This window comes from Salmonella sp. A29-2 (genome assembly GCF_020150755.1).
GTDB lineage: Bacteria > Pseudomonadota > Gammaproteobacteria > Enterobacterales > Enterobacteriaceae > Salmonella > Salmonella enterica.
This window is the reverse complement of sequence record NZ_CP083731.1, coordinates 4,341,638-4,366,845: the sequence shown is the minus strand read 5'-3', so window position 1 is coordinate 4,366,845 and position 25,208 is coordinate 4,341,638. Positions and strand designations below refer to the sequence as shown.

Below are 25,208 nucleotides of genomic sequence, written 5' to 3'. Positions count from 1 at the left end.
CGATAAATTACGTCGTATCATACCCCCTCAGAATGCCGCTGAATTATGTCGGAGACGGGTTATCGCCAATGCTGTTATTATCGTGTCTTATCGTTGAGTGTAGAAAAATTAGGCAGCCGATCGTTCCCGATGTTGGCTAACATAATGCAGGGGGGTCATACCATAAAACTCTTTAAACACGGAAATAAAGTACGATGTGCTGTTATACCCACACAGCTGTGAGACTTGAGAGATATTCTTTCCGTCCATTAATAATTGGTTTACGGCATAACGCATTCGGCAGGTCGTGATTATTTGGCTATAACTGGTATTCTCGTTTTTGAGCTTTTTCTTTAACAAGCTTGGACTCAGGCACAGGCAGCTGGCAACGGCGCTCAGATTCCAGTCTTTATGAATATCGCTCTGAATGATGTGGTAAACGCTGTCACTGATGCGGCTGCGCAGCATGTGCATTAACAAAGAAATAAATTTTTTGTGGTCAAGAAAGCGGGATAAAACGGTGAAAAGGAGCGCACGGGTACGTTCACTAACAATTTCATCTGGTGTTTCCATCGCGCTGTAGCGGGCGGCGACCCTGAAGATATCCGGCGTCAGACAGTTGGCGGTCAATAAGGGATCGGCGTTGCGTTGCCAGACGGGAAGGTGTGAGAGATCTTTATTCAGGAATTGTAAATAGTCTTTAATATTATTGCGACTCACTTGTATTACTAGCACGCTATTTAATGATGAAATGTCAATAACGTTATTTTCACAAGCCAGAATGGCCATATAATTCGCTTTTAAACTGATTGGCTCCTTACCATTTACTCGTAACCATGTATCTTTTTCGGTTAATAACACTATGCAAGGCTCGTTGCTGCAAATCCTCATACCCGAACTCCTGGAATATGAACATAAAAGACCGGATCTCGCCAAACGGGAGAGATAACGGGGACTGAGTCAATTGTGTGATGAATTGAAACTGCACTAAAATAACTTTCCTGAATAATATTACAATATTTGTACGATGAATTAGGGTGTACAAAAAGTTGTACGCGAGTGGCAACTTGTCATTTTTGTATAAAAAAAGCGCGGGATGGGGCCCGCGCAAAAAGGTATGACAGTATTATTGTTTTGCAGCAATACTCAGGGAATACATGCCATCCTCAAAAAAAAGACTCTTTGTGATTAGGCTTTCACGCACATAACGTGATATACGCCATCAATAATTTCCGTGCCTTCGGTTTCATGCTCAAAGCCAGGGAAGTGATGATCCCAGGATTGCAGTGAGCGTAAGTAACCCACCTGCGGACTGTTTTCATCGCCAAAGTTTTCACCGGAGAGCAGCATCGGGATGCCTGGCGGGTAAGGAATAACGGAGTTCGCCGCAATGCGACCCGGTAGATTTTCAATCGCCACCATTTCAATATTGTCGTTCACGATCGCGTTGTAGGCGTCGCGCGGGGTAATCTCCGCAACCGGCAGGGTGGAATAGGCGGCGTTGAGACGGGCGCCCGGGTTATTTTCACGTAGCCAGGCAAACATTTTATCGCCCAGGTCATGAATACCCATGTTCGCGTAAGTGTCAGGATAATCCTGCACCAGTTCCGGCATCACCTGCGCCAGCGGCGTATTCGCGTCGTAATGATGTTTGAAGGAGCACAGCGTGTTGATCAGCGTTCCCCATTTCCCGCGAGTTACCCCCATAGAGAACAGGAACATAATCTGGAAGTCGGTGGTGCGGGTCGGCACGATACCGTGGCGGCCAAGCCATGCTGTGACCAGCGCAGCAGGTACGCCGGATGCTTCCAGTTCGCCATCGTCGCCCATACCCGGCGCCAGGATACTGACTTTAATCGGGTCCAGCATACTCCAGTTATCCGGCAGGTCTTTAAAGCCGTGCCAGGTTTCTCCGGGGCGCATGACCCAGCAGTTCTGGTCGGTGGCCAGCAGTTTTGCCGGCGCGTCGGCGAAGTCATATGTTTTACCGGTTTGTGGATCGGTGACGACGTCTTTATTCCACGGTTTAAAGAACCAGTCGCCTTCATCGGTAAACTCTTTATAAAGACGCGCCATCGCCTGACGGAAATCAACCGCTTCGTCAATCACCTCTTGAGTCAGGGACAGGCCGCTGTTACCGTCCATCATCGATACCGCCACATCGTTGGATGCGCAGATGGCATATAACGGAGAGGTGGTGGCATGCATCATATAGGCCTGGTTGAAGCGGGAGAAATTCACCGCGCCACGGCCTTCACGGACGTGAATGTAGGAAGCTTGTGAAAGCGCATTCAGTAGTTTGTGCGTGGAGTGGGTGGCAAACACGGTCGGACCGTTATGGTCGCCTGGCTCGCCGCGCATCGCGTAGTGATCGCAATAAATCGGGTTGAAGCGCGCATAGCCGTACCATGCTTCGTCGAAGTGAATGCGATCGCTGGTTTTTGCCAGCAGATCCTGCGCCTCTTTGGCGTTATAGCATACGCCGTCATAGGTACAGTTGGTCACTACGCTGTAAGACGGTTTCTGTCCGGCTTTAGTTTTGGTCAGCGGGCTGGCGCTGATTTTTTTCTGCAAGGTTTCAGGCTGCATTTCCTGCGGGTAGATTGGCCCGATAATGCCGTAACGGTTACGGCTTGGCACCATATATACCGGTTTGGCCCCAGTGAGGATCAGCCCCTGCTCGATGGATTTATGGCAGTTACGATCCAGTACAACGACATCATTATCCGTCATACAGGCCTGCATAATAGTACGGTTAGAACCGGAGGTCCCGACAACCACGGACCAGGAGCGGTCAGCACCGAATACGCGGGCGGCGTTTTTCTCGCTTTCGCCAAACGCGCCGGTATGGTCGAGGAGTGAACCGAGCGTGGTACGCTCAATCCCCATATCGCTGCGGAACAGGTTTTCGCCATAATAATCGTGATAAAAGCGACCGGCAGGCGTTTTAGTGAAACCGACGCCGCCCTGGTGTCCCGGCGCCGCCCATGAATATTCATGAATGTCGCTGTATTTCATCAACGCGTTAAACAGCGGCGGTAACAGTTGCTGGCGATACCGGGTCATGGCGGCAACGGCGCGTCCGGCGATAAAGTCAGCGGTGTCTTCCAGAATCCAGGCGAATTCATCGACAAGCTCCAGCAGGTCGCGGTCCAGCGATGCCGTCGCTTTTTCCCTGTCGCCTAACAGGAAAACGGGCACGTTTTGCTGACGCTCGTGAAGCTTACCGATCAATTGCCTGACGCTCAGGTGCTCATCCGGTTGTTCCATTTGGTAGCTAAACATCAGACAGTCAATGGCTTCGTTCGCGGACAAGATGGCATAGCCGTCATCGAAGGATGTCGATTTAATGACGGTAACATTTTGTTGGCTCAAGGCATCCGCCAGACGCTCAACCGCGTTGCCAACCCAGGTGTCCTGATGCAGAAACTCACTTTCAACAATTAATACTTTCATCATCTTTTACCCGGTTGTGGAGGCCGTGCAATTTACGCCTTGCCGACCCGCCGTATGAATGTGACGTGGGCAAGTATTACCCCGTCAAATAGGGGGTGTAAAGTGATGGAATAATGGTCAGTTATTGATATTTATTTTTAATAAACAATGGGTTAATTATTGATGGCGAGCGATTTCACCCGCGGTTTATCGACAGGTGAATTATTTTTTTGGCTGATAGTGGTATCCGGCTTTAGCCGGGCATCGTCTGGCGTCGTTGCTGACTTAGCTTGCGGTATTGTTGCGGCGACATACCGACAAATTTGCTAAAAGTACTGTAAAAACGGCTGCTGGATCGGAACCCGGCTGTCAGAGCGACATCGAGGATCGTTTTGTCAGTATCGCTCAATAAGGCACGTACGTGATTGATGCGCATCGCCGTGATGTACTGCTTCATCGTCAATTGCATAACCCGCTGGAATATTCCCATCGCGTAATTAGCATTGAGTTTGACATGCTCCGCGACGTCGTTAATGGTGAGCGCCTGATCGTAGTTATCGGCAATAAATCCCAGCATCTGGCTTACGTAAAACTGCGCATGGCGTGAGACGCTATTCTTGTGGGTGCGTGATGTTTTATTGAGCAAAATGGGCTGCCAGCCGGAAAGGCTAAAGCGTTTAAGCATCAGGCCGATTTCATCGATCGCCAACTGGCGAATTTGCTCATTCGGGCTGCTTGTTTCCTGCTGCCAGCGCAACACTTCAAAGGTGCTAAGCTGCTGGGTCGCCAGTGATTTAACCACCATCCCGTGCGTGACATGGTTGATAAGATCGCGATCCAGCGGCCAGGAGAGAAACAGGTGCATCGGCAAACTGAAAATCGCCATCTGGCGGCAGTTGCCGGGGCGGGTAAGCTGGTGTGGCGTACAGGCCCAAAACAGGGTGATATGCCCCTGCTTTATCTGCACGACTTCATTGTTGATTAAATACTCCACATCGCCGTCAAACGGAACATTCACTTCTACTTGCCCATGCCAGTGACTGCTGGCCATTCTGTGTGGCGGCCTCAGTTCAACGTCCAGTCGTTGATATTCGGAATAGAGCGACAGCGGGCTACGGGTTTGCTTTTCATCGCCGTTGCACATGTGCGGGTCGGGCGGGAGGAGGGATATTGCTTGCGTACTCATCGTCACTCCATTTCCTGAATTATCAGAATTATGCCCCTTTAGCCGGGAGGAAACCGGGAATCCGGACACAGAATCCGTCGATATTGTAGAGCGTAGCCTGACTATCAGGCCGAATACTCTGCTTTTTACGCCATTTTGTCCCAAAAACTCAGATCTTCCGCGCGCCAGCATACGATCTGAGTTTTCGGGAATGCTCATCGGGGAAGACGGAGGTTTTCACCGGGAACGCGTGCCACCATGAAGGTGTTCACTACTGTTCTGGAGAGTCATGATGACGGCACCCAAAATTACCTTTATCGGCGCAGGTTCTACGATTTTCGTTAAAAATATCCTCGGCGATGTGTTTCATCGCGAGGCGCTAAAATCAGCGCATGTCGCCCTGATGGATATTGACGAAACCCGGCTGGAAGAGTCGCACATTGTGGTACGGAAACTGATGGACTCAGCGGGCGCTTCTGGCCGGATTACCTGCCATACCAACCAGAAAGCGGCGCTACAGGATGCGGATTTCGTGGTGGTCGCCTTTCAGATTGGCGGCTATGAACCCTGCACCGTGACCGATTTTGAGGTTTGTAAGCGTCATGGCCTGGAACAGACGATCGCCGATACGCTGGGGCCGGGCGGCATCATGCGCGCGCTGCGGACCATCCCGCATCTGTGGCGGATTTGCGAAGACATGACGGAAGTCTGTCCGAAGGCCACCATGCTCAATTACGTCAACCCGATGGCGATGAATACCTGGGCGATGTATGCCCGCTATCCGCATATCAAACAGGTCGGCCTGTGCCATTCGGTACAGGGAACGGCGGAAGAACTGGCGCGCGACCTGAATATCGATCCCGCCTCGTTGCGCTACCGCTGCGCCGGCATTAACCACATGGCGTTTTACCTCGAACTGGAGCGCAAAACGGCTGACGGGACTTATGTCGATCTCTATCCTGAATTGCTGGCGGCCTATGACGCCGGACAGGCGCCGAAGCCCAATATTCACGGCAATGAACGCTGCCAGAACATCGTGCGCTACGAGATGTTCAAAAAGTTGGGCTACTTTGTCACCGAGTCATCAGAGCATTTTGCCGAGTACACGCCGTGGTTTATTAAACCGGGACGCGAAGATCTGATTGCGCGCTACAAGGTGCCGCTGGATGAATATCCGAAACGCTGCGTAGAACAACTGGCGAACTGGCATAAAGAACTGGAGGAGTATAAAACCGCCGAGCGTATCGACATCAAACCGTCCCGCGAGTACGCCAGCACCATTATGAACGCTCTGTGGACCGGCGAGCCGAGCGTGATTTACGGCAATGTGCGTAATGAGGGGCTGATTGATAACCTGCCGCAGGGAAGCTGCGTGGAAGTGGCTTGTCTGGTGGATGCCAACGGCATTCAACCGACGAAGGTGGGGACGATCCCTTCTCATCTGGCGGCGATGATGCAGACCAACATCAACGTGCAAACGCTGTTGACCGAAGCCATCCTCACGGAAAACCGCGATCGCGTGTATCACGCGGCGATGATGGACCCTCATACCGCAGCGGTGCTGGGTATCGAAGAAATCTATGCGTTGGTTGACGATCTGATCGCCGCGCATGGCGACTGGCTTCCGGCCTGGTTACGCCGTTAATCTCCAGCCGCGCTGGACGGCAGATCCGGCGTTTAACCTCTACTAACAGAAGGCGGGCGCTGGTAACAGCGACCCGGTACCCTATGAGCATCTCTCTGACAACAAAGCTGAGTTACGGGTTTGGTGCGTTTGGTAAGGATTTCGCCATCGGCATTGTGTATATGTACCTGATGTATTACTACACCGATGTGGTGGGACTCTCGGTCGGCCTCGTCGGCACCCTCTTTCTGGTCGCGCGAATCTGGGATGCGATAAACGATCCCATCATGGGCTGGATTGTCAACGCCACGCGTTCGCGGTGGGGGAAATTTAAGCCGTGGATATTGATCGGCACCTTAACCAATTCGCTGGTGCTTTTCCTGCTGTTCAGCGCCCATCTTTTTGAGGGAACCGCGCAGGTTGTATTTGTCTGCGTAACTTACATCCTGTGGGGCATGACGTATACCATTATGGATATCCCATTTTGGTCGCTGGTGCCGACCATTACACTTGATAAACGAGAACGCGAACAACTGGTGCCGTTCCCGCGTTTCTTCGCCAGTCTGGCTGGCTTCGTCACTGCCGGTATAACGCTGCCGTTTGTGAACTACGTTGGCGGAGCGGATCGTGGGTTCGGCTTTCAGATGTTTACGCTGGTACTGATTGCGTTTTTTATCGCCTCGACTATCGTGACATTACGCAACGTACATGAGGTGTACTCCTCCGACAACGGTGTAACGGCGAGCCGCCCACATCTGACGTTAAAAACGATCGTTGGATTGATATACAAAAACGAGCAGCTCTCTTGCCTGTTGGGAATGGCGCTGGCGTATAACATTGCCTCCAATATGATCAATGGCTTTGCGATCTACTACTTCACCTATGTGATTGGCGATGCCGATCTTTTTCCCTATTACCTTTCTTACGCCGGCGCGGCGAATCTGTTGACGCTGATTGTCTTCCCCCGGCTGGTGAAAATGTTATCGCGGCGGATATTGTGGGCGGGCGCCTCCGTGATGCCCGTTCTGAGTTGCGCAGGGCTCTTCGCGATGGCGTTGGCGGATGTCCATAATGCCGCTTTAATCGTGGCGGCGGGTATTTTCCTGAATATCGGGACCGCGCTCTTTTGGGTGCTTCAGGTAATCATGGTGGCGGATACGGTCGATTATGGGGAATTTAAGCTCAATATTCGCTGCGAGAGTATCGCTTATTCCGTACAGACGATGGTTGTGAAGGGCGGCTCGGCGTTTGCGGCGTTCTTTATCGCTCTGGTGCTGGGGCTGATTGGCTACACGCCGAACGTGGCGCAGTCTGCGCAAACCCTGCAGGGGATGCAGTTTATTATGATTGTCCTGCCGGTACTGTTTTTCATGATGACGTTGGTTCTCTACTTCCGCTACTACCGTTTGAACGGCGATATGCTGCGCAAGATTCAGATCCACCTGCTGGATAAATACCGGAAAACGCCGCCATTCGTCGAACAGCCGGATAGCCCGGCGATTTCTGTGGTAGCGACCAGCGATGTAAAAGCGTGAGCATGGTCTCTCGTGCAGGCCGGATAAGCGTAGCGCCATCCGGCAATTAACCGATAACGCGGCCCGGGAGAACGCCGGGCCTGCCAGGTTATTTCGCGCAGTTAGCGCACTGTTTGCTGACAATCTGCTGGAAGAAATCGTTGCCTTTGTCATCCACCAGGATAAAGGCCGGGAAATCTTCTACTTCAATTTTCCAGATAGCTTCCATGCCGAGTTCCGGATACTCGACGCACTCCAGATGCTTAATGCTCTGCTGTGCCAGTACCGCCGCCGGGCCGCCGATACTGCCCAAATAAAAGCCGCCATGTTTTTTACAGGCATCCGTGACCTGCTGACTACGGTTGCCTTTCGCCAGCATGATCATACTGCCGCCGTGGGATTGCAGTAGATCGACATAAGAGTCCATTCGGCCTGCGGTGGTGGGGCCTAATGAGCCAGATGGATAACCTGCCGGGGTTTTTGCCGGACCTGCGTAATAGATGGGATGGTCTTTAATATACTGCGGCAGGTCTTCGCCGGATTCAATACGCTCTTTTAGCTTCGCGTGGGCGATATCGCGACCTACGATAATGGTGCCCGTCAGCGACAGACGAGTCGAGACCGGGTACTGCGATAGCTGGGCGAGGATCTCTTTCATCGGACGGTTGAGATCGACTTTCACCGCGTCGCCTTCGCCCGCCTGACGCAGCGCTGGCGGAATATACTGGCCCGGATTGTGTTCCAGTTTTTCGATCCAGATGCCTTCGCGGTTGATTTTCGCTTTGATGTTACGGTCGGCCGAGCAGGAGACACCCATCCCCACCGGACAGGAAGCGCCGTGACGCGGCAGGCGAATTACGCGAATATCGTGGGCGAAATATTTCCCGCCGAACTGGGCGCCGAGGCCAAGTTTTTGCGCTTCTTCCAGCAGTTCCTGTTCCAGGTGGAGATCGCGGAATGCCTGGCCGTGCTCGTTACCTTCCGTCGGCAGCGCGTCGTAATAGTGGGTGCTGGCGAGTTTAACGGTTTTCAGCGTGCTTTCCGCCGAGGTGCCGCCAATGACAAAGGCGATATGGTATGGCGGACAGGCCGCGGTGCCCAGCGTGCGCATTTTCTCAACGAGGAAGTTTTTCAGCTTGCCTGGGGTGAGCAGCGCTTTGGTCTCCTGATAGAGATACGTTTTGTTTGCTGAACCGCCGCCTTTCGCCACGCAAAGGAACTTGTACTCGTCGCCATCGACGGCATAGAGATCGATTTGCGCTGGCAGGTTGCTGCCGGTATTGACCTCTTTGTACATATCCAGCGGCGCGTTCTGCGAGTAGCGCAGGTTATCTTCGATATAGGTATTAAACACGCCTTTGGATAGCGCGGCTTCATCGCCGCCGCCCGTCCAGACGCGTTGGCCTTTTTTACCCATGATAATCGCCGTGCCGGTATCCTGGCAGGTCGGCAGAATGCCTTTGGCGGCGATCTCGGAGTTTCTCAGGAATTGCAACGCCACATATTTGTCGTTTTCGCTGGCTTCGGGGTCATGGAGAATGGCGGCGACTTGCTGCTGGTGTTCAGGACGGAGCATAAAAGACGCATCATGGAAGGCCTGCTGAGCCAGCAACGTTAACGCCTGCGGCTCAACGTTGAGGATAGATTCTCCGTTGAATTCACTGACGCTGACATAATCGGAGGTGAGCAGATAATACTCTGTTTTGTCCTCTCCCATCGGGAAAGGCGCCTGATAGATAAACTCTTTTTTCGACATGTGCTTCCAGCCTAATAGTAAGAAAATGTATTAAGAGCCTCATGGGCCAGACTCTAAGTCGCGCGCCGCGCATAACCGGGCGGCGCGCGCGGCCATTACAGGAATCCGTACATTGCGGCAAAGATCCAGCCAAAGACGCAGGAGACGCTCACGCCAATCAAACCCGGCAGAATGAAGCTGTGGTTAATGACGAAGCGGCCAATACGGGTTGTGCCGGAACGGTCAAACTGAATCGCCGCCAGATCGCTTGGGTAGGTCGGCAGGATATAGTAGCCATAACATGCCGGCGCAGAGGCCACGATATACGCCGGATCGACACCGATAGCCAGCGCGACGGGAACAATCGCCGCCAGCGCCGCTGCCTGGGAGTTAACAAACTTGGAGACCAGCAGCAGAACGATGGCATAGGCCCACGGATACTCTTTGACCATTTCGCCCAGCACGCCCTGAATTTCCGACATATGCGCGCCGAACATGGTTTCCGCCATCCAGGCGATCCCGTATACCGCGACAATCGCAATCATACCGGAACGAAAAACTTCGTTTTTTGAGATAGACGCAGGATTGGTTTTGGTCAGAATGATAATGAGCGCCCCGGTCAGCAGCATGAACATCTGAATGACCAGCACCATCGACAACGGTTTGCCGCCGAAGGTTGGGCGTAAGTCGGAGTCCGCGCCCAGGAGAGCGACCACGGCAATCGCCGCCAGGAAGATCCACATCGCCAGCCAGTTGCTTTTCGGCAGTTTTTTATCCAGCAGCGTCGCGGTATCGCCGTACACGTACTGACGGTTTTCCGGTACGGAAATAAATTTCTGAAACGCTTCGTCTTTATCCAGATCTTTACCGCGGAACCAACTAAAAATACCGATTGCCAGGATACCGAGCAGGGTAGACGGGATGGTGATCGACAGCAGATCGAGGAACTCCAGATGTTTTCCGGCAAATGTCACGTTGCCCAGCATCGCTACCAGAGAAACCACGGCGACGGAAACCGGACTGGCGATGATGCCCATTTGCGCGCCGATAGAACTGGCCGCCATTGGACGTTCCGGACGGATATTATTCTTGATCGCCACGTCATAGATAATCGGCAAAATGGTGTAGACCACGTGGCCTGTCCCACACAGAATCGTCAGGGTACAGGTGACGAACGGCGCCACAATAGAGACGTATTTGGGGTTGCGACGCAGCAGCTTTTCGGCAATCTGCAGCATCACATCCAGCCCGCCTGACGCCTGCAACGTTGCCGACGCGGCGACTACCGCGATAATGACCAGCATTACGTCAACGGGCGGTTTACCTGGCTGGAGATGGAAAACAAACACCAGAATGACCAGACCAATACCGCCCAACAACCCGAGCGCGATCCCGCCCTTTCGGGCGCCATAAAACAGACATATTAATATTATGAGAAGCTGTATACTAAATAACATTTTTATTTATCCTCGCGATAAACCCAGTCAATTTTGATAAATGGATCACAGTCATCTTCTGATTTGTGTGAATGAGCATCAGGAAATGGCGAATATTCAATGCGCCAGTGGCGACGATTAACGATTAAGCTTTTTACAGAGTTGCTTTAAGTAATTATTTTCTTGCGATGGTGATGTTCAGAGGGGAGTACCCTCTGGCGATGGGCAGGTGGAGTCAGCGAGAGCAGTAAATTATGATTTGTCTGTTTTAAAAACAGGCGTTTATTCTTTAATTTTTGTGTCTCGCCATCAGGTAAATCACGAGATAAAGCGAACAGAATGTGACTTATGTGATCATTGTCACGCCATTTTTTTAAATTATTAGTATGGCGTGTGGAGACGCGTATCTGCTCACCAATATACGTATTGTCCATAGGCGTAGCACAAGCTCCATTGCTACAAACATAATTTTATTTAAGTGTCAGGAAAATTCCGGACAAATCCCTTTTTTAATAAAAATACACACTCTCGGCATGGGATAATACTTAATTAACTTTTGTTAGCGTTTTGAAATTAAAAACAGCGCAGAGCGCTGTAATAATAGAAAATAACGTTAACAGGCCTGGGTTGAGTATATTTGATCTGACACAATTTCCCAGGTTTGTTATTAATGTGATAGCGTTTTTATTGGCATTGTTATAATAAATGTTACCAGGATATAACGCTTCGCGTCGGCTTTATGCGGTATCCTTACTGACAATATTGTTTCAGTAAAGAGTAATGTTCCGGCTGAACGCGGTAGCGGTAAACCGGCCTGCCGGTCACGCCGTAATGAATACTGGTAAACAAGATATGGCAATTCACCAGCCAGATGAGATATTTACGGCAGGAGACGCGCGAGATATTCACTTCGTTGGCCAACTCGTCGGTAGAAAATTCCTGCTCCTGATGCGCATCAATCCACTGGCATAAGGTGCGTAGCGTTTGCTGCGTCAGCCCTTTTGGTAGCCGACGAGGCTCCTGCTCGCTGGATGAATTACCGTGAATGAGCAGGTCAAGCTCAGACTGTTCGTAATACTGGCGTTTTTCCATCGCCGTTTTCTTACGTAGCCAGCCGGTCAGCGCTTCTTCAAAGCGCGTGGCCTGAAAAGGCTTGATCAGATAATCCACCACGCCGTAGTGAAGCGAATCTTTAATGGTAGCGGCGTCAGCGGCAGAAGAAATGACAATAACGTCGCTTTTGCAGCCTGCGCTGTGTAGGACAGGCAGCAGATCCAATCCGTTTTCCTGCTGCATATAGATATCCAGCAGGATTAGGTCAATGTGATTTTCACTGTTGAAGATAAACTCTTTCGCTTTTTCCAGCGTCGAAGCGGTTCCACAACAATGAAAACCGGAGATTTGCGCGACATAGCGGCGATTTAACTCCGCGACCATCGCATCGTCATCGACAATTAATACATTGATCATAGGCTGGTCCTTTCTCCATCCCAGGGTAACTGTACAAAAAATTGTGTGAAGATCCCAGGCTCGGACTCCACGGAAATTACGCCGCCAAGCGCTTCAACCTGCTGTTTAACCAGCGCTAAACCGACGCCGCGTTCGGCGCCTTTCGACGAGACGCCTTTTTCAAAAATCGCCTCGATGCGCTCAGGTTCGATACCCGGACCGTCATCGCTCACTTCGCAATGCAGCCAGCCATGACGGTAGTGTAACGAGACGCTGATTTCGCCGCCGGATTCCTGGCTCAACGCTTCCAGCGCGTTTTCAATCAAATTGCCCAGCGCCGTAATCAGCACCGTAACCTGATCTTCATTGTTATTATCCGGTAACTGGCTGTCGCTGCTTATCACCAGGCTGTGCCCGAAATCAGAGGCGCGAGTAATTTTACTGAGCAAAAAGCCAGCGATAATCGGCGACTTTATTTTACCCAGCAGCAAACCGATCTCTTCCTGATAGTTATTGGCCGTCTTGATAATATACGCTTCAAGCTGCTTATAACTCTTCAGGTGCAATAATCCCAGAATCACATGTAATTTGTTCATGAATTCGTGGGATCGTTCACGGAGCGCATCCGCGTAGTTCACCATCCCGTCTAACCGCTGCATCAGTTGGCGAACTTCTGTTTTATCCCTGAAGGTGGATATCGCGCCGATAATTTCGCCGTTGCTGCGCACCGGAACGGTATTCACCAGCAGCAGGCGGCCTTTGACGATGATCTCTTCATCGCGGCGCGGCGTACCGTCACGCAACACTTCGCTAATGTCCACCACCTGCGACCAGGCATGACTCAGGGTGGATAATCTGGCGTCATCCTGCGTTTTTCGATAATCGAGCAGCGCCTGCGCCGCATGGTTAATTAACGTGACTTCGCCGCTATCATCCACGGCGATAACGCCCTCTTTGATTGACTGCAGCATTGCCTGGCGTTGTTCAAACAGGGTTGAGATCTCATAGGGTTCGAGGCCAAACAGGATACGTTTTAGCACCTTGACCAGCGCATACGTGCCTAATAACCCCACCAGAGCGCCGAACAGAATGGACCAGATAATACTGCCGCGGCTATTGTTGATCTGCTGCGTAACGTGACTGAGTTCCAGGCCAATCGCTACCACACCGATCTGCCGGTGGCGTTCATCATAAACCGGTGTGAAAACGCGCAGCGCTTTGGCAAGAAAGCCGCGATTAATGGCAACGTTTTCCTTTCCCTGCAGTGCGAGCAGAATGTCATCGCCTTTGAACGGTTGACCGATTCGCTGCGTTTCTGGGTGCGAATAACGGATGCCCTGCATATTGGTCACCACAATAAACAAAAAGCCATTATGCTGGCTCACCGCTTCGGCGAGCGTCTGAATGCCGCTTTCCGCAGGCGGTTTTTTCAGCCCCTCGCGAATTGCCGGAGAGTCCGCCAGCGAGCGAGCCACCGCCAGCGCTTTATCTGCCAGCGCGTCGCGCGTCATGCTGCTGATTTGCGAAAAATAGATCAGATGGACCACAACGAGCACCGAAAACAAAACGGCGCTGACCATCAGAATGACGGTAGTGCCGAGTTTCATGGGGCGTTTGCGTAACGCCCGGCATGGCAGGGAGTGTTTCATAGTGGACCTGAGCGGACGAATCGTAAGGTTATTATCCCTGATGAGGCGTCTAATTCAAAGGCATAGGCGATGTTGCTCCAGTGTTGAAAAGCCCGTCTGGTCTTGCAGGGCGCGCTACCTGCTCATGTCGTTAATTAATATCGCCGGATACCGTGATGGGTAATTTATTTTCATCAGAATTACATAAAATAATTTTTCATTAATTTTTATAATAACGTATGCGGTATCACATTTTATTTTTACTGACGTTCAGAATGCGTTTGATCACAATCAATCAGCGCTAATATTTAATCTATTATGATTAGTTTTCATTACATATTATGAATAATTATGGAAGCAATGTGAGAAATAAAAAATGGAAATAAAAAAATGGCTGAACACAACCATAACCCGACGTGATGCTATTGTCGCTACCGCAAAAGTAGGGGCGGCGGTGACGCTAAGCCAGGCGATTACGCTGCCTTTTGCTACCACTGCCCAGGCGCAGGATACCCCGACACCGAAGGATGCCAACGGCGAAACCGTCAGGCACAGCGCCTGTCTGGTCAACTGTGGCAGTCGATGCCCGCTTAAGGTTATCGTGAAAAATGATCGCATTGTGCGTATTGAACCGGAAGACGCGAAAGATGACGCGGTATTCGGCGAGCATCAGATTCGTCCCTGCCTGCGCGGGCGTTCCAGTCGCTGGCGCGTTTATAGCCCGGATCGCATTAAGTATCCGATGAAAAGAGTGGGAAAACGCGGCGAAGGAAAATTTAAACGTATTTCATGGGATGAGGCCACAGCCTTTATTGCGGCGGAATTAACGCGCGTTAGCGAACAATATGGCCGGGAAGCTATTTATTATAATTATCAATCCGGCGCGTATTATCACACGCAAGGCAGACCCGCCTGGATAAGATTACTAAATCTCACCGGCGGTTATTTAAATTATCACAACACCTATTCCACGGCGCAAATCGCCACCGCCACGCCTTATACCCACGGTGATTATGTCGGTAGCCATTTTACGCAGATCGCGCATTCCGATCTGGTGGTGCTATTTGGCCTGAATCTCTCAGAAACGCGGATGTCCGGCGGCGGCCAGGTTGAAGAGCTGCGCCGGGCGCTGGAGACCTCGAAAGCCCGGGTCATTATTATCGATCCGCGCTATACCGATTCGGTGATTACCGAACACGCCGAATGGCTACCGATTCGCCCAACCACGGACGCTGCGTTAGTCGCCGGCATAGCGCATACGCTGATTACCGAACAGCTTCTCGACGAGGCGCTGGTAAACCGCTATTGCGTCGGTTATGACCGTAGCACCTTGCCGGACACGGCTGCGCCTAACGCCAGCTATAAAGATTATGTTCTTGGCACGGGCGATGACGGTATCGCGAAAACCCCGGAATGGGCGGCGGATATCACCGGAATTCCGGCAACGCGTATTCGCCAACTGGCGCGCGAAATCGCCTCGGCGCGCGCCTGCTATATTTGCCAGGGCTGGGGTCCGCAGCGTCATGCCAACGGCGAACAAACCGTGCGTGCTATTCAGACGCTGCCAGCGTTAACCGGCCACTTCGGGCGGCCCGGCACCAACAATGGCAACTGGCCTTACGGTACGCCGTATGGCGTGCCATTGTTGCCCGTCGGTAAGAATCCGATCACAACCTCTATTCCTTGCTATCTGTGGACGGACGCCATTCAGCATCCGGAGAAAATGACCGCGACGACAATGGGCGTGAAAGGCGCGGACAGGCTAAAAACCGGGATTAAGCTGTTTTTCAACCAGGCCGGTAATACCTTGCTGAATCAGCACGGCGAAACGAACCGCACCCGACAAATTCTCGCGGATGAATCGCTGTGTGAAACCATTATCGTGATTGAAAACCATATGACGCCCAGCGCGATGTATGCGGATCTGCTGTTGCCGGAGACCAGCTATCTTGAGGCGGAAGACCTGGTGGACAGCTCCTATGCGGCGGGATCGCATAACTATATGATTGCGATTCAGAAAACCGTTAAACCGATGTGGGAAGTGCGCAGCACGTATGACATCTGCGCGGATATCGCCGGGCATCTTGGACTGCGCGAGCAATATACCGAGGGCCGAACTCAGGCGCAGTGGGCGGAGATGCACTATCAGCAGATCCGTGAGAAACGCCCATACCTGCCGGAGTGGAGCGTGGCGAAAGAGATGGGCGTGATTGACCAGCGTATCGCGACCGAGCAGCAGAGCCTTGCGTTTGCCGATTTCCGCGCCGACGCCGAGGCTAATCCACTCTCCACACCGTCGGGCAAAATTGAAATTTACTCCCAGGCGCTGGCGGATCTGGCGCAAGCGTGGACGTTGCCAGAAGGCGAGCGAATTCCCGCATTGCCGGAATTTTGTCCGGCGAAAGAGTCGCACCTTAACAAAACGCTGACGGCGAAGTATCCGTTGCAGTTAAGCGGCTTCCATACCAAAGGGCATACCCACTCGACCTACAGCAATGTGCTGATGCTGCATGAGGCGGTGCCGGATGAAGTCTGGATTAACCCGATTGACGCCAGCGCCCGCCAATTGAAGTCCGGCGATCGGGTGCATGTATTCAATGACCGCGGCGTGGTGGAGCTTCCCTGTAAAGTGACCCAGCGCATTTTACCCGGCGTGGCGGCGATGCCACAGGGCGCGTGGACGCGGCTTGACGGCAACGGCGTTGATGTCGGCGGCTGTATCAATACGCTGACCAGCCACCATCCTTCGCCGCTGGCGAAAGGCAATCCGCAGCATACCAATCTGGTTGAAATTAAACGCGCTTAAGGAGTGATGTACGATGAAACAGTATGGCTTTTATGTTGACTCCTCGCGCTGTTCAGGCTGTAAAACCTGCCAGGTAAGCTGCAAGGATAATAAAGATCTGGATGTCGGTCCGAAACTGCGCCGCGTCTATGAATATGGCGGCGGAAGCTGGGTGAAAGAGGGGGAAAGCTGGCATCACGACACCTTTACCTACTACCTCTCTATTGCTTGTAACCATTGCGATGAGCCGGTATGTGTCTCCGGCTGTCCGACCGGGGCGATGCATAAACGCAAAGAAGATGGTCTGGTCGTGGTGGATGACAGCGTATGCGTCGGCTGTCGCTATTGTGAAATGCGTTGCCCCTACGGCGCGCCGCAGTTTGATACGCAGGCGAACGTGATGCGTAAATGCGACGGTTGTCTTGACCGACTGGAGAACAATCTGCGCCCTATTTGTGTGGATTCTTGCCCGCAGCGAGCGCTGGATTTTGGCCCTGTCGATGAATTACGGGCAAAATATGGCACGGAGAATCAAATTGCGCCGCTGCCTTCGGCGTCGTTCACCCATCCTAACCTCATTATTAAACCGCATCCGAAAGCGAGACCCACAGGTGATACGGAAGGCGCAATCATGAACATTCGGGAGGTGCGCCATGCATGAGTTACCGCTGGTCTTTTTTACGGTCTTTACCCAGAGCGCGGTCGGCGCGTTTATTCTGCTGCTGATTGGCGGCGCAATGGGGCTGGTCGCGCCGCGGCGTAAGGCTATTGGTCTGTTCTCGGTGATGTGCCTGTTTGGGCTGGGCGTCATTGTCGGCACCTTCCACGTCGGGCAACCGCTGCGTGCGCTGAATATGCTGCTGCGCGTCGGACATTCGCCGATGAGTAACGAGATTGTCTTGTCGGCGGCTTTTGCGGCGCTCGGCGGGCTGGGGGCGCTCGGTTTGTTGCTGAACCGGGCGACGCCGCTGTGTAACGCGTTGGTCTGGTTGGCGGCGATAGTCGGAGTAGTCTTCTTATACGCCGTTCCGCAGATTTACCAACTGCCGACGGTGGCGACCTGGCGTTCATCTTACACCACGGCAATGATGATATTGACGCCGTTGATTGGCGGCGGCGCGTTGGCGGCACTGTTTGGCGTGCGCCGTCTGGGGCTACTGGTCAGCGTGTTGGCGATTTTGGTGAGCTTTTGTCTGCGCCCGGGCTATATGGCGACGCTGATGAGCGCCGATAGCGCCCTGACCGCCGCGCAGCATAGCTGGTTTACCGCCCAGGCGGTATTGCTGGCGGCGGGCGTGGTCGGGGTGGTGGTCTGCGCGCGCCTGAAATCGAGCGCTGCGGTGCTGGCCATGACGGCTGTGGTGGTTATCGCGGCGGAGTTGGCGGGTAGGATTGCGTTTTACAATCTGTGGACGCTGCCAATGTAGTTTTTGCCCGGCTTATGCCATGTAAGCCTGATCAGCGTAGCGTCATCAGGCGAGATATTTCAGGAGCTATTGCTATGCTTTCCCGTGCTGTTTTGCCGCGTATCCTCGGCGCACTGTTTTACTACTCCCCTGCGAGGCCGGAGGTGAAAGCGTTGTTCGGTTGTTTGCCAACGTTGCCTGAGCTTTACCCCTGGCGCGATCGCGGACCTATTGAATCACTGTGTGCGTCATGGTCGCTACCGGATGATGATGCGCTTACATGGCAATTTTCTGTGTTGTTTGAAGGCCAGGGAAAGATGCCCGTCCCGCCCTGGGGATCGGTCTATCTGGAAAAAGATAATTTGCTGATGGGGGAAACCACCGCCGATTATCGAGCTTTTTTACAGTCGCAGGGAATGGTATTCACTGACCGTGAACGCGAGCCGGAAGATCAGTTTGGCCTGATGCTATTAGCCTGTAGCGATCTGCTGGCACGAGGCGACAACGTGGCGGCCAACCGGTTACTGGAGGCGCATCTGCTGCCCTGGGGATTCCGCTATCTGGAATTGCTGCAACGCAATACCGTTAGCGCCTTCTATGCCCGGCTTGCCGTCGTAGCGACCTGTTATCTGCAGGATGTTCAGCAGCAACAGGGACTACAGCCTGAGAATAAACGGTTGTTTTTTTGAGGTATTGGTCGGGTTTTGATGGCGTGCCGTAATACTTGTGCCGCCATCGTGCCCGCTGTTGCGTCAGCGGGCACAGTTTACTATTACAGCTCCGGCGTCTTTTTGAAACCGGTCAGCATCAGCACCAGGCTCTGTTTTGAGTCCGCTGGCGTGAAGTCGTAGTGATTTCCCTGACGGTCGCCGCCGATATACCAGGATATTTCCGTTTTCCCTTCCGCCAGCGCTTTGCGCACCGCTTTATCGACATCAACCATGCGATACTCATGTGAATGGTCCAGATATAACACGGCATCGGAACGGTAGTTGATCGCCGGTTTATTGTTCCAGGACACGGTACTGACGTGCCAGTCACTGCTGGTCGGGTAAAAGAAAATTTGATCGGCGCCGTTCGTTTCCGTTTTGCCGCCAAAAAGGCGAATACGGTATTTGAATAGCGAAGCGTCCATATTGGCAGGCAGGGGCGGGATCTTAAATTTCACCAGCGTGAGCGTTTCCGGGTGCTGCGTGCGTCCGCCATTTGTCCAGTCATCCTGTACGTACAAGGTATCGACGCTGGCATGAGGCTTGTCGTCTTCGCTACTTACCCAGGTATTTTCTTCCGCTTTACTGTAGGCGTAAGGAACCGTAGTGCCGCAATCCAGTCCCTGATTCATACACAGATCCGTCATAAACTGCGCGCCATCTTCCGTCCAGCCATTCATAAAATCGGCATGGGCGGTATAAAGACTTCCCCAGCGCTCTTCCCGGGTTTCGCCATGCATTACCGGGTCCATCGACAATTCCACTTTGGACGTATCCAGCGAGGAGATCTGCGGGAGTACCCAGGCGATGTTCATATTAACCGTCGGGATTTTGACCGGATAGTCTGCGGAACATTTCCCGTGGTCGGCATAGATAGCGTTATTGTGGCTATGGGTTGGTTTCAGGTTGACGCCATCCCAACAGTTGGGGAAAGCGATCCCGATATTAAACTGGACGGCATCGCCCGCTTTACGTAGGCCGCATATTTCGCCTATCTTGTTGGTGTAACCTTTGCCGTTGGCACATAAAAAGGTGATTGCGGAACTGGGGCCAGTACCGTGATGATCGCCTGCCAGTAACTCCAGCCCGGCCGGGAATGGATGGAGCGGATATTGCGCTACATTTGTGGATTGATAATAGGTCTTTTGGTAGGCCGGATTTACGATTTCACCATCAGGTAATTTCATGGACGGCGCCCAGTAAGCGGAGCTGTCGGCTTTATTATCACAGGTGGTATCGGGTTGCGCGCGCAACGTCTGGTAGGTAGAGACCGCGTCGGTGTGGGTGTTGCCAAAAAAGTCATGCCACATCGCCTGATTCGCTTTACCAAACATCATAATCGCGTCATCGCCCAGCGTGTGGTGATAGCCGCACACGACATGTGCCTGAGGACCGGCATGGGCCGGGAATGCGCCAGCGGCAACGAGCGTAGCCAGGCTGACGGTAATAAGGTTGAGTTTCATTTTTTTGCTGCCCGGTTGAATAGAAGTGGGAGCAGCAATAGCAGATCAGATTGCGGTGTTACATCTCATTAATTATCACTTTTTGTCATTTGCCCTGCATACAGGGGCGAATTTGCAGACGTACTATTTAAATAATTAGCCGAAACTACCCTCCTCTTGATTATGTCAATTTACAAAAAGGGTACGTTAGTGATTAAAATCGGGCTTTTTGTGATAACCCTCACTATTTCATTTTGCCTATGCTAATGGCGCTCGCCATAACCGAATAACGATTCTATCGGACATCGGCTTTATTTTTAAGAAATGCGTTACGACATCAGTCGTGACGCGATCTGCTATGGATTTTTTATGAGATTACTAAAACGCGTTATTGTGGTTGTACTCTTGGGCGTGATTTTATTTATGGTCAGGGACGATATACGCTATGTTTATCAACTGATCCTCAAATATGGTGATAAACCCTCGGCGCTGGCACTGAGTAGCTATAAAGCGGTTATTCAGCAAAAACCAGTCGCAGGAGTTAAGAATAACCTTTCAGGTTTGACCTACTCCGCCGAAGACAGGATGCTTTTCGCCGTTATTAATAATCCCCCTGAACTGGTCTGGTTAACGACAGAAGGGCAGCTGGTAGGGCGGATGCCGCTGCAGGGCATCCACGACCCGGAGTCTATTGCATGGAGTGGGGGTAACCAGTTCCAGATAGGCAGTGAGAAAGATGGCGCGGTCTATAAAACACAGGTGGATATTCAGCGCGGTACCATGCAGATAATCTCCATGGTGAAGCTTGAGGGCTATGACAAAGCAAAAAATAAAGGGCTGGAAGGTACGGCATGGGATGCGAAAAATGAGAGATTATATGCCGCAAAAGAAAGAAAACCCATAATGATCAAAGAAGTAGAGATGAGCAAAAATGGTATCACCAGAGCGTTGCCTTCTGCCATCACTGCAAGTGTGAGCGATGTCTCCGGACTTGAATACCATGCCCCAACGGATTCGCTGCTGGTGTTGTCGGACGAGTCAAAAATGATCCTTGAGGTCAGTTCCGAGTGGCGGGTGCGCGATCGATTGTTCCTGACGGCGGAGTGGTCAGGGCTCAGAGACGATATCCCCCAACCAGAAGGGATAGCCATGGATAATGAAAATAATTTGTATATTGTGAGTGAACCAAATCTGTTTTATAAATTTTCGTGTGATATACAGAATGACTAAAATCTATTTTTACTGTCACAGTATGCTAAAACAGAACAAGGTTATTAATACCATGATTTGACGATTGCTTGATTCGTTGATTCATTGTTGGGGATATTTATGTTTTACTTACCTCAGTAACGGATTACTTTGTGGTGTAGCGTAACGGTAATTGTCCTCCTCATATTTGCGGCAGCGTAGTCTGCCGCTTTTTTTTATAAATTAACTCTCCATGTAATAATTAACAGACAATAAATATTACTCTGTTTTTTTCAGGAGGCCTCCGAAGAGACCTCGCAGGGTGATGTTTAGTTATCAGGCATAATATTCTTCATCAACACTTACCGAATGCCATGTCGCCTCGCTAAGCGAAATCATTTCATCTACGCCGGAACTCTTGTTAACCGGGTTTTCCGTCGGCGATGTGCCTGTAAATGTTCCACTGGCTGTGGCGCTATTACCGGCGGGATCGGTGGCCGTTATGGTGTACTGATTCGCCCCCGACAGAATAGCGGATTGCGGAACAGAAACATGCCAGTTACCGGTATCGTTATCAACACTGGCGGAGTAGAGTCGCTCGTCAGCCAGCCGATAGACAGCGAAGAATTACCCCATAGCGTTTGCGGAACGAACACTGATTGAACAGCTTTCATTCACTGCTGTTCCCGGAGATTTTATGGGTATTATCGGTACATCAGGTTCAGGTAAATCTTCTTTAATCAAAGCACTATCAAATTCCAGTCATTGCTATACGGGAACAGTTAAATTATACAATTTTGATATCACACCGATCTCTGAAGATGATAGCCAGAATTGCCTTGCCTACCACTCTGGCAACATTTTAGGAAAAATTACGTAATATCGACTGATATGTAAAACTCATTCAGCATCAAATGCATTAATTCAACATCAGTAGTAATATCCATTTTTTTATAGGCTGATCTCTTTTGTGTTGAAATCGTTTTTATATTTCGATCTAATAAATTTGAGCAACTTTTAACAGATAATCCTGCTGCCACGTAATAAATAACTTTTTTCTCGCTCAATGTTAGATCGAATTTTTTAGCGAGCAACAGAATCCCATCTCTTATATTAATATGTTTTGCTTTGTTCTTATACTGCATTGTCAGATATCTCAATTAACATATTGATGACGAGAGGAAGATAAAAACGCTAAAAATTCCGATGGTGTAGTTTTGAAATGTTTTTTAAAAACGCATGTAAAATAAGAAGCACTATCATAACCACACATATAAGCCACTCGAGTAATATTATATTCACTATTGCGTAGAAGTTTTGTCGCTTTATTCATTCGCGCATTAAGATAAACTTCGCTGAATGAGGTGTGCTCTTGTTTCAATTTCCTTTTTAATGTGGAGCAACTCATATAGAGTGAGTCAGAAATATCCTTGAGCGCCCATTTTCGACTTATGTCGCTTATAATAATATTATAGATGTTTTCGGCTAATGTATTTTGCGATAGTTCTCTGAAGAGAGCAAATGCTTCGGGTTCATAGATGAATTCTGAAAGTAGAAATCTTATTAAATATTCCTTTTTATCTTGGGATAGTTTTTGGCTTTTATTTGAAGAGTGTAAGAGGTTGAATACTCTTGCTACGCCTGTTTCTATTGGCGCTAACAGATGTTTTGTCATCGGTTTTGTTAATGGGGCCGAAAAGTCTGCATGTTCATACAGAAAAAAATTATAAGCATTTTTTATTGACGCTGAATCTAATTCAATTAAATTATAATTTAACTGTTCATGAGTCTCTTCCATAGTGATATGAATAGTTTGATCTTTAGCTAAAAATATTAACATTGGCCCTGATGCCGTAATATACTCCCCGGACGATGTCGTAATTGAAATTTTACCCGTGGTGAGCTTGATGAGTACGGACTGCAGTAAATTTAATCCCTGGAGTGATAAGGATTTCCTCTGCCAGTTTTGCGCTGATTGTAAACATTCAATGCTCCCCACCTGGACAGGTGAGGGATTAAATACTTTTAGCATGATAATTTCCTTTTATTAAATGTGCGTGTAAATCAAAAATTATTCTGAAAAATATTTCAAAAGAAAACTAATATATAGCTATATAATTATTTGCGAACTTAAGGTATCAGGTGGCGATCTTTTCATTTTCTATGGAAAATGCTATTTTATATTGCATTTCTACATATTATAGTATCGTTAAAAAACTATGTCGCGTATAAAAAAAAGATGGAAATTTACAAGAATTGGCTCATGTTATTATCAATTTATCTCTTTAAAATTTGAATTAAGTAATAATTGCCTTTAATCTTTTAGAGAATAGCTCTTTAATTTCATGGGGGTGGTTAGCATGAGGTCTAAGATCTGATGTTAATTTGTGATAAGGTTTATCCTGGAGGTAAATATTAACGCTCTCGGCCAGGAAAGGCATACAACGCGGTAAATATATACGGCGGCGGGTAGATGGCGTAGCGATATCCGGAAGTTTTAGGGGAGGGGAAGCATTCAATCGAATGGTTGGCTTTATGAAAAACGGTATAACACGTTATTGAGGTTCTTACTGTGCGTATCCGTTAGGTTTATGCTTTCTGGATTGTATAATGTTGCGTGTTTTGGCGCGGCAGTATTGAATCTTTTGCTGCGTCGGCCCCGAGGAGGAATCACTCACAGCGAATGCCAGCGCACAGCCTGGTCCTGAATCTCTAAATGAGTAGAAAACCTTTCGGTTCGATACTCCGGTTCTATTCCTTCTAAATTTATCGTAATGACATCTGCGTTACGCGTGTTGTATACTTAATATCCGCAGAAGTACAAGAGGACAACACTATGTCAGCCGCAAACAGTATGGCGATGAAACGCGAAACCCTGAACCTGCGTATCAAACCCGCCGAGCGCGATCTTATCGATCGGGCGGCGAAAGCCAGAGGGAAAAACCGCACAGACTTTGTGCTGGAAGCTGCCCGCGCTGCCGCAGAGGAAGCGCTGATCGAACAACGCATCATTATGGCCGATCCACAGGCTTATCAGGAATTTCTGGCTCGTTTGGATCAAACACCTTCACCTAATGCCGCACTGCGTAAAACCATGCAGACCCCTGCGCCGTGGGAGCAGGAAAAATGATCTCCTCCCCTGAGCCGCTTCATGCCGGACATATTCTTACTCCGTTTTGCTGCGGTGTGGATTCTATGGATAACTGGCTGAAACAGCGGGCGATGAAAAATCAGACCACTGGTGCGTCCCGTACCTTTGTGTGTTGTGGCAGCGATTCGAACGTACTGGCCTATTACTCGCTGGCGTCCAGCGCGGTCACGACGAATACCGCCCCCGGTCGCTTTCGTCGCAATATGCCTGACCCGATTCCGATTGTGGTATTGGGGCGTCTGGCGGTGGATAAATCGCTTCATGGGCAGGGCGTTGGTCGGGCGCTGGTACGCGACGCAGGGCTGCGGGTTATTCAGGTGGCGGAGACTATCGGCATTCGCGGGATGCTGGTTCACGCCCTGTCGGATGAAGCGCGGGAATTTTACCAGCGGGTGGGGTTTGAACCATCGCCGATGGATCCGATGATGTTGATGGTGACGTTGGGGGATTTGGTGGAGAGTGTTTAAACTCCAGAACGCATCCATTAACCTCACAGACACTTCAAGTTACGGATGAAAATTGCCCCTGAAATAAAAAACGAATTCAGTTTTGAACATTTTC

The 25,208-nt window shown here is 50.5% G+C and carries 22 protein-coding genes and 3 pseudogenes; 10 read left to right on the top strand and 15 right to left on the bottom strand.

What is annotated here, in order from left to right; translation table 11 throughout:
* Window positions 1-108: 108 nt before the first annotated feature.
* From K8W53_RS21305 to melR, 3 genes are all read right to left on the bottom strand, one after another.
* A complete protein-coding gene (locus K8W53_RS21305; protein ID WP_001217083.1) occupies window positions 109-870 on the bottom strand; it encodes an AraC family transcriptional regulator in 762 nt (253 codons plus the stop codon).
* A gap of 297 nt (window positions 871-1,167) precedes the next feature.
* Window positions 1,168-3,435, bottom strand: a complete 2,268-nt coding sequence (adiA, locus tag K8W53_RS21300) for an arginine decarboxylase (protein ID WP_001538051.1) — start codon at window positions 3,433-3,435, stop codon at window positions 1,168-1,170.
* 232 nt (window positions 3,436-3,667) lie between these two features.
* Entirely contained in the window at window positions 3,668-4,600 is a 933-nt protein-coding gene (gene melR / locus K8W53_RS21295; protein ID WP_000106992.1) for a transcriptional regulator MelR, read from the bottom strand.
* Between the two features lie 268 nt (window positions 4,601-4,868).
* On the opposite strand from melR, the gene melA reads away from it, so the two are divergent.
* Window positions 4,869-6,224 carry an alpha-galactosidase gene (gene melA, locus K8W53_RS21290; protein ID WP_001527488.1) on the top strand — a complete coding sequence of 452 codons (1,356 nt, stop codon included), beginning with the start codon at window positions 4,869-4,871 and terminating at the stop codon, window positions 6,222-6,224.
* An 83-nt stretch (window positions 6,225-6,307) separates the two neighbouring features.
* Window positions 6,308-7,738, top strand: coding sequence for a melibiose:sodium transporter MelB (gene melB / locus K8W53_RS21285; protein ID WP_023224115.1), 1,431 nt, complete (start codon window positions 6,308-6,310; stop codon window positions 7,736-7,738).
* 88 nt (window positions 7,739-7,826) lie between these two features.
* On the opposite strand, the gene fumA is transcribed toward melB, so the two are convergent.
* From fumA to K8W53_RS21260, 5 genes are all read right to left on the bottom strand, one after another.
* On the bottom strand, window positions 7,827-9,473 hold the full coding sequence (gene fumA / locus K8W53_RS21280; RefSeq protein ID WP_000037190.1) for a class I fumarate hydratase FumA: 1,647 nt from the start codon (window positions 9,471-9,473) through the stop codon (window positions 7,827-7,829).
* A 95-nt stretch (window positions 9,474-9,568) separates the two neighbouring features.
* Complete coding sequence (dcuB, locus tag K8W53_RS21275) at window positions 9,569-10,909, bottom strand: anaerobic C4-dicarboxylate transporter DcuB (protein ID WP_023205263.1); 1,341 nt, start codon at window positions 10,907-10,909, stop codon at window positions 9,569-9,571.
* A 146-nt stretch (window positions 10,910-11,055) separates the two neighbouring features.
* Window positions 11,056-11,322, bottom strand: coding sequence for a hypothetical protein (locus K8W53_RS21270; RefSeq protein WP_001530565.1), 267 nt, complete (start codon window positions 11,320-11,322; stop codon window positions 11,056-11,058).
* Between the two features lie 316 nt (window positions 11,323-11,638).
* Window positions 11,639-12,358, bottom strand: a complete 720-nt coding sequence (dcuR, locus tag K8W53_RS21265; protein ID WP_000611307.1) for a two-component system response regulator DcuR — start codon at window positions 12,356-12,358, stop codon at window positions 11,639-11,641.
* On the bottom strand, window positions 12,355-13,986 hold the full coding sequence (locus tag K8W53_RS21260; RefSeq protein WP_000682902.1) for a sensor histidine kinase: 1,632 nt from the start codon (window positions 13,984-13,986) through the stop codon (window positions 12,355-12,357). Before K8W53_RS21260 ends, dcuR begins: the two co-directional genes overlap by 4 nt.
* Before the next feature lie 355 nt (window positions 13,987-14,341).
* On the opposite strand from K8W53_RS21260, the gene K8W53_RS21255 reads away from it, so the two are divergent.
* The 4 genes from K8W53_RS21255 to K8W53_RS21240 all read left to right on the top strand — a co-directional run bounded on the left by K8W53_RS21255 (window position 14,342) and on the right by K8W53_RS21240 (window position 18,845).
* Complete coding sequence (locus K8W53_RS21255) at window positions 14,342-16,771, top strand: DMSO/selenate family reductase complex A subunit (RefSeq protein ID WP_023224116.1); 2,430 nt, start codon at window positions 14,342-14,344, stop codon at window positions 16,769-16,771.
* A 13-nt stretch (window positions 16,772-16,784) separates the two neighbouring features.
* Complete coding sequence (locus tag K8W53_RS21250; protein ID WP_000816143.1) at window positions 16,785-17,411, top strand: DMSO/selenate family reductase complex B subunit; 627 nt, start codon at window positions 16,785-16,787, stop codon at window positions 17,409-17,411.
* On the top strand, window positions 17,404-18,177 hold the full coding sequence (locus tag K8W53_RS21245) for a dimethyl sulfoxide reductase anchor subunit family protein (protein ID WP_017441232.1): 774 nt from the start codon (window positions 17,404-17,406) through the stop codon (window positions 18,175-18,177). Before K8W53_RS21250 ends, K8W53_RS21245 begins: the two co-directional genes overlap by 8 nt.
* A gap of 74 nt (window positions 18,178-18,251) precedes the next feature.
* The gene (locus K8W53_RS21240; RefSeq protein ID WP_017441231.1) at window positions 18,252-18,845 is read left to right on the top strand and encodes a molecular chaperone; all 594 of its coding nucleotides are present in this window, start codon (window positions 18,252-18,254) and stop codon (window positions 18,843-18,845) included.
* Between the two features lie 83 nt (window positions 18,846-18,928).
* On the opposite strand, the gene K8W53_RS21235 is transcribed toward K8W53_RS21240, so the two are convergent.
* The gene (locus K8W53_RS21235) at window positions 18,929-20,329 is read right to left on the bottom strand and encodes a DUF1996 domain-containing protein (protein WP_058654954.1); all 1,401 of its coding nucleotides are present in this window, start codon (window positions 20,327-20,329) and stop codon (window positions 18,929-18,931) included.
* Between the two features lie 303 nt (window positions 20,330-20,632).
* Between K8W53_RS21235 and K8W53_RS21230 the strand changes: the two genes are divergently transcribed.
* Window positions 20,633-21,538: an SdiA-regulated domain-containing protein gene (locus K8W53_RS21230; RefSeq protein ID WP_001268192.1), complete on the top strand. Its 906-nt coding sequence runs from the start codon at window positions 20,633-20,635 to the stop codon at window positions 21,536-21,538.
* 294 nt (window positions 21,539-21,832) lie between these two features.
* Here the strand turns inward: K8W53_RS21230 and K8W53_RS21225 are convergent.
* The 3 pseudogenes from K8W53_RS21225 to K8W53_RS21220 form a co-directional block, all read right to left on the bottom strand.
* Window positions 21,833-21,970 (bottom strand): annotated as a pseudogene (locus K8W53_RS21225) (hypothetical protein); the annotation flags it as partial.
* Between the two features lie 36 nt (window positions 21,971-22,006).
* Window positions 22,007-22,105: pseudogene (locus K8W53_RS24075) on the bottom strand (hypothetical protein); the annotation flags it as partial.
* Window positions 22,075-22,174 (bottom strand): annotated as a pseudogene (locus K8W53_RS21220) (hypothetical protein); the annotation flags it as partial. The pseudogenes K8W53_RS24075 and K8W53_RS21220, both read right to left, overlap by 31 nt.
* A 19-nt stretch (window positions 22,175-22,193) precedes the next feature.
* On the opposite strand from K8W53_RS21220, the gene K8W53_RS21215 reads away from it, so the two are divergent.
* Window positions 22,194-22,376 (top strand): ATP-binding cassette domain-containing protein, encoded by a 183-nt coding sequence (locus tag K8W53_RS21215; protein WP_072106065.1) that lies wholly within the window; start codon window positions 22,194-22,196, stop codon window positions 22,374-22,376.
* Here the strand turns inward: K8W53_RS21215 and rtsB are convergent.
* From rtsB to K8W53_RS21200, 3 genes are all read right to left on the bottom strand, one after another.
* On the bottom strand, window positions 22,369-22,656 hold the full coding sequence (gene rtsB / locus K8W53_RS21210) for a transcriptional regulator RtsB (protein WP_072103482.1): 288 nt from the start codon (window positions 22,654-22,656) through the stop codon (window positions 22,369-22,371). The two genes, K8W53_RS21215 and rtsB, sit on opposite strands and share 8 nt — an antisense overlap.
* A complete protein-coding gene (locus tag K8W53_RS21205; RefSeq protein WP_023205266.1) occupies window positions 22,653-23,528 on the bottom strand; it encodes an AraC family transcriptional regulator in 876 nt (291 codons plus the stop codon). Before K8W53_RS21205 ends, rtsB begins: the two co-directional genes overlap by 4 nt.
* A gap of 265 nt (window positions 23,529-23,793) precedes the next feature.
* Entirely contained in the window at window positions 23,794-24,015 is a 222-nt protein-coding gene (locus K8W53_RS21200; protein WP_052939504.1) for a hypothetical protein, read from the bottom strand.
* A gap of 317 nt (window positions 24,016-24,332) precedes the next feature.
* Here K8W53_RS21200 and K8W53_RS21195 point away from each other — a divergent pair, with 317 nt between their 5' ends.
* Together K8W53_RS21195 and K8W53_RS21190 are read left to right on the top strand one after the other, a co-directional pair.
* The gene (locus K8W53_RS21195) at window positions 24,333-24,626 is read left to right on the top strand and encodes a DUF1778 domain-containing protein (RefSeq protein WP_001271379.1); all 294 of its coding nucleotides are present in this window, start codon (window positions 24,333-24,335) and stop codon (window positions 24,624-24,626) included.
* Window positions 24,623-25,114: a GNAT family N-acetyltransferase gene (locus K8W53_RS21190; protein WP_000625911.1), complete on the top strand. Its 492-nt coding sequence runs from the start codon at window positions 24,623-24,625 to the stop codon at window positions 25,112-25,114. Before K8W53_RS21195 ends, K8W53_RS21190 begins: the two co-directional genes overlap by 4 nt.
* Window positions 25,115-25,208 lie beyond the last annotated feature (94 nt).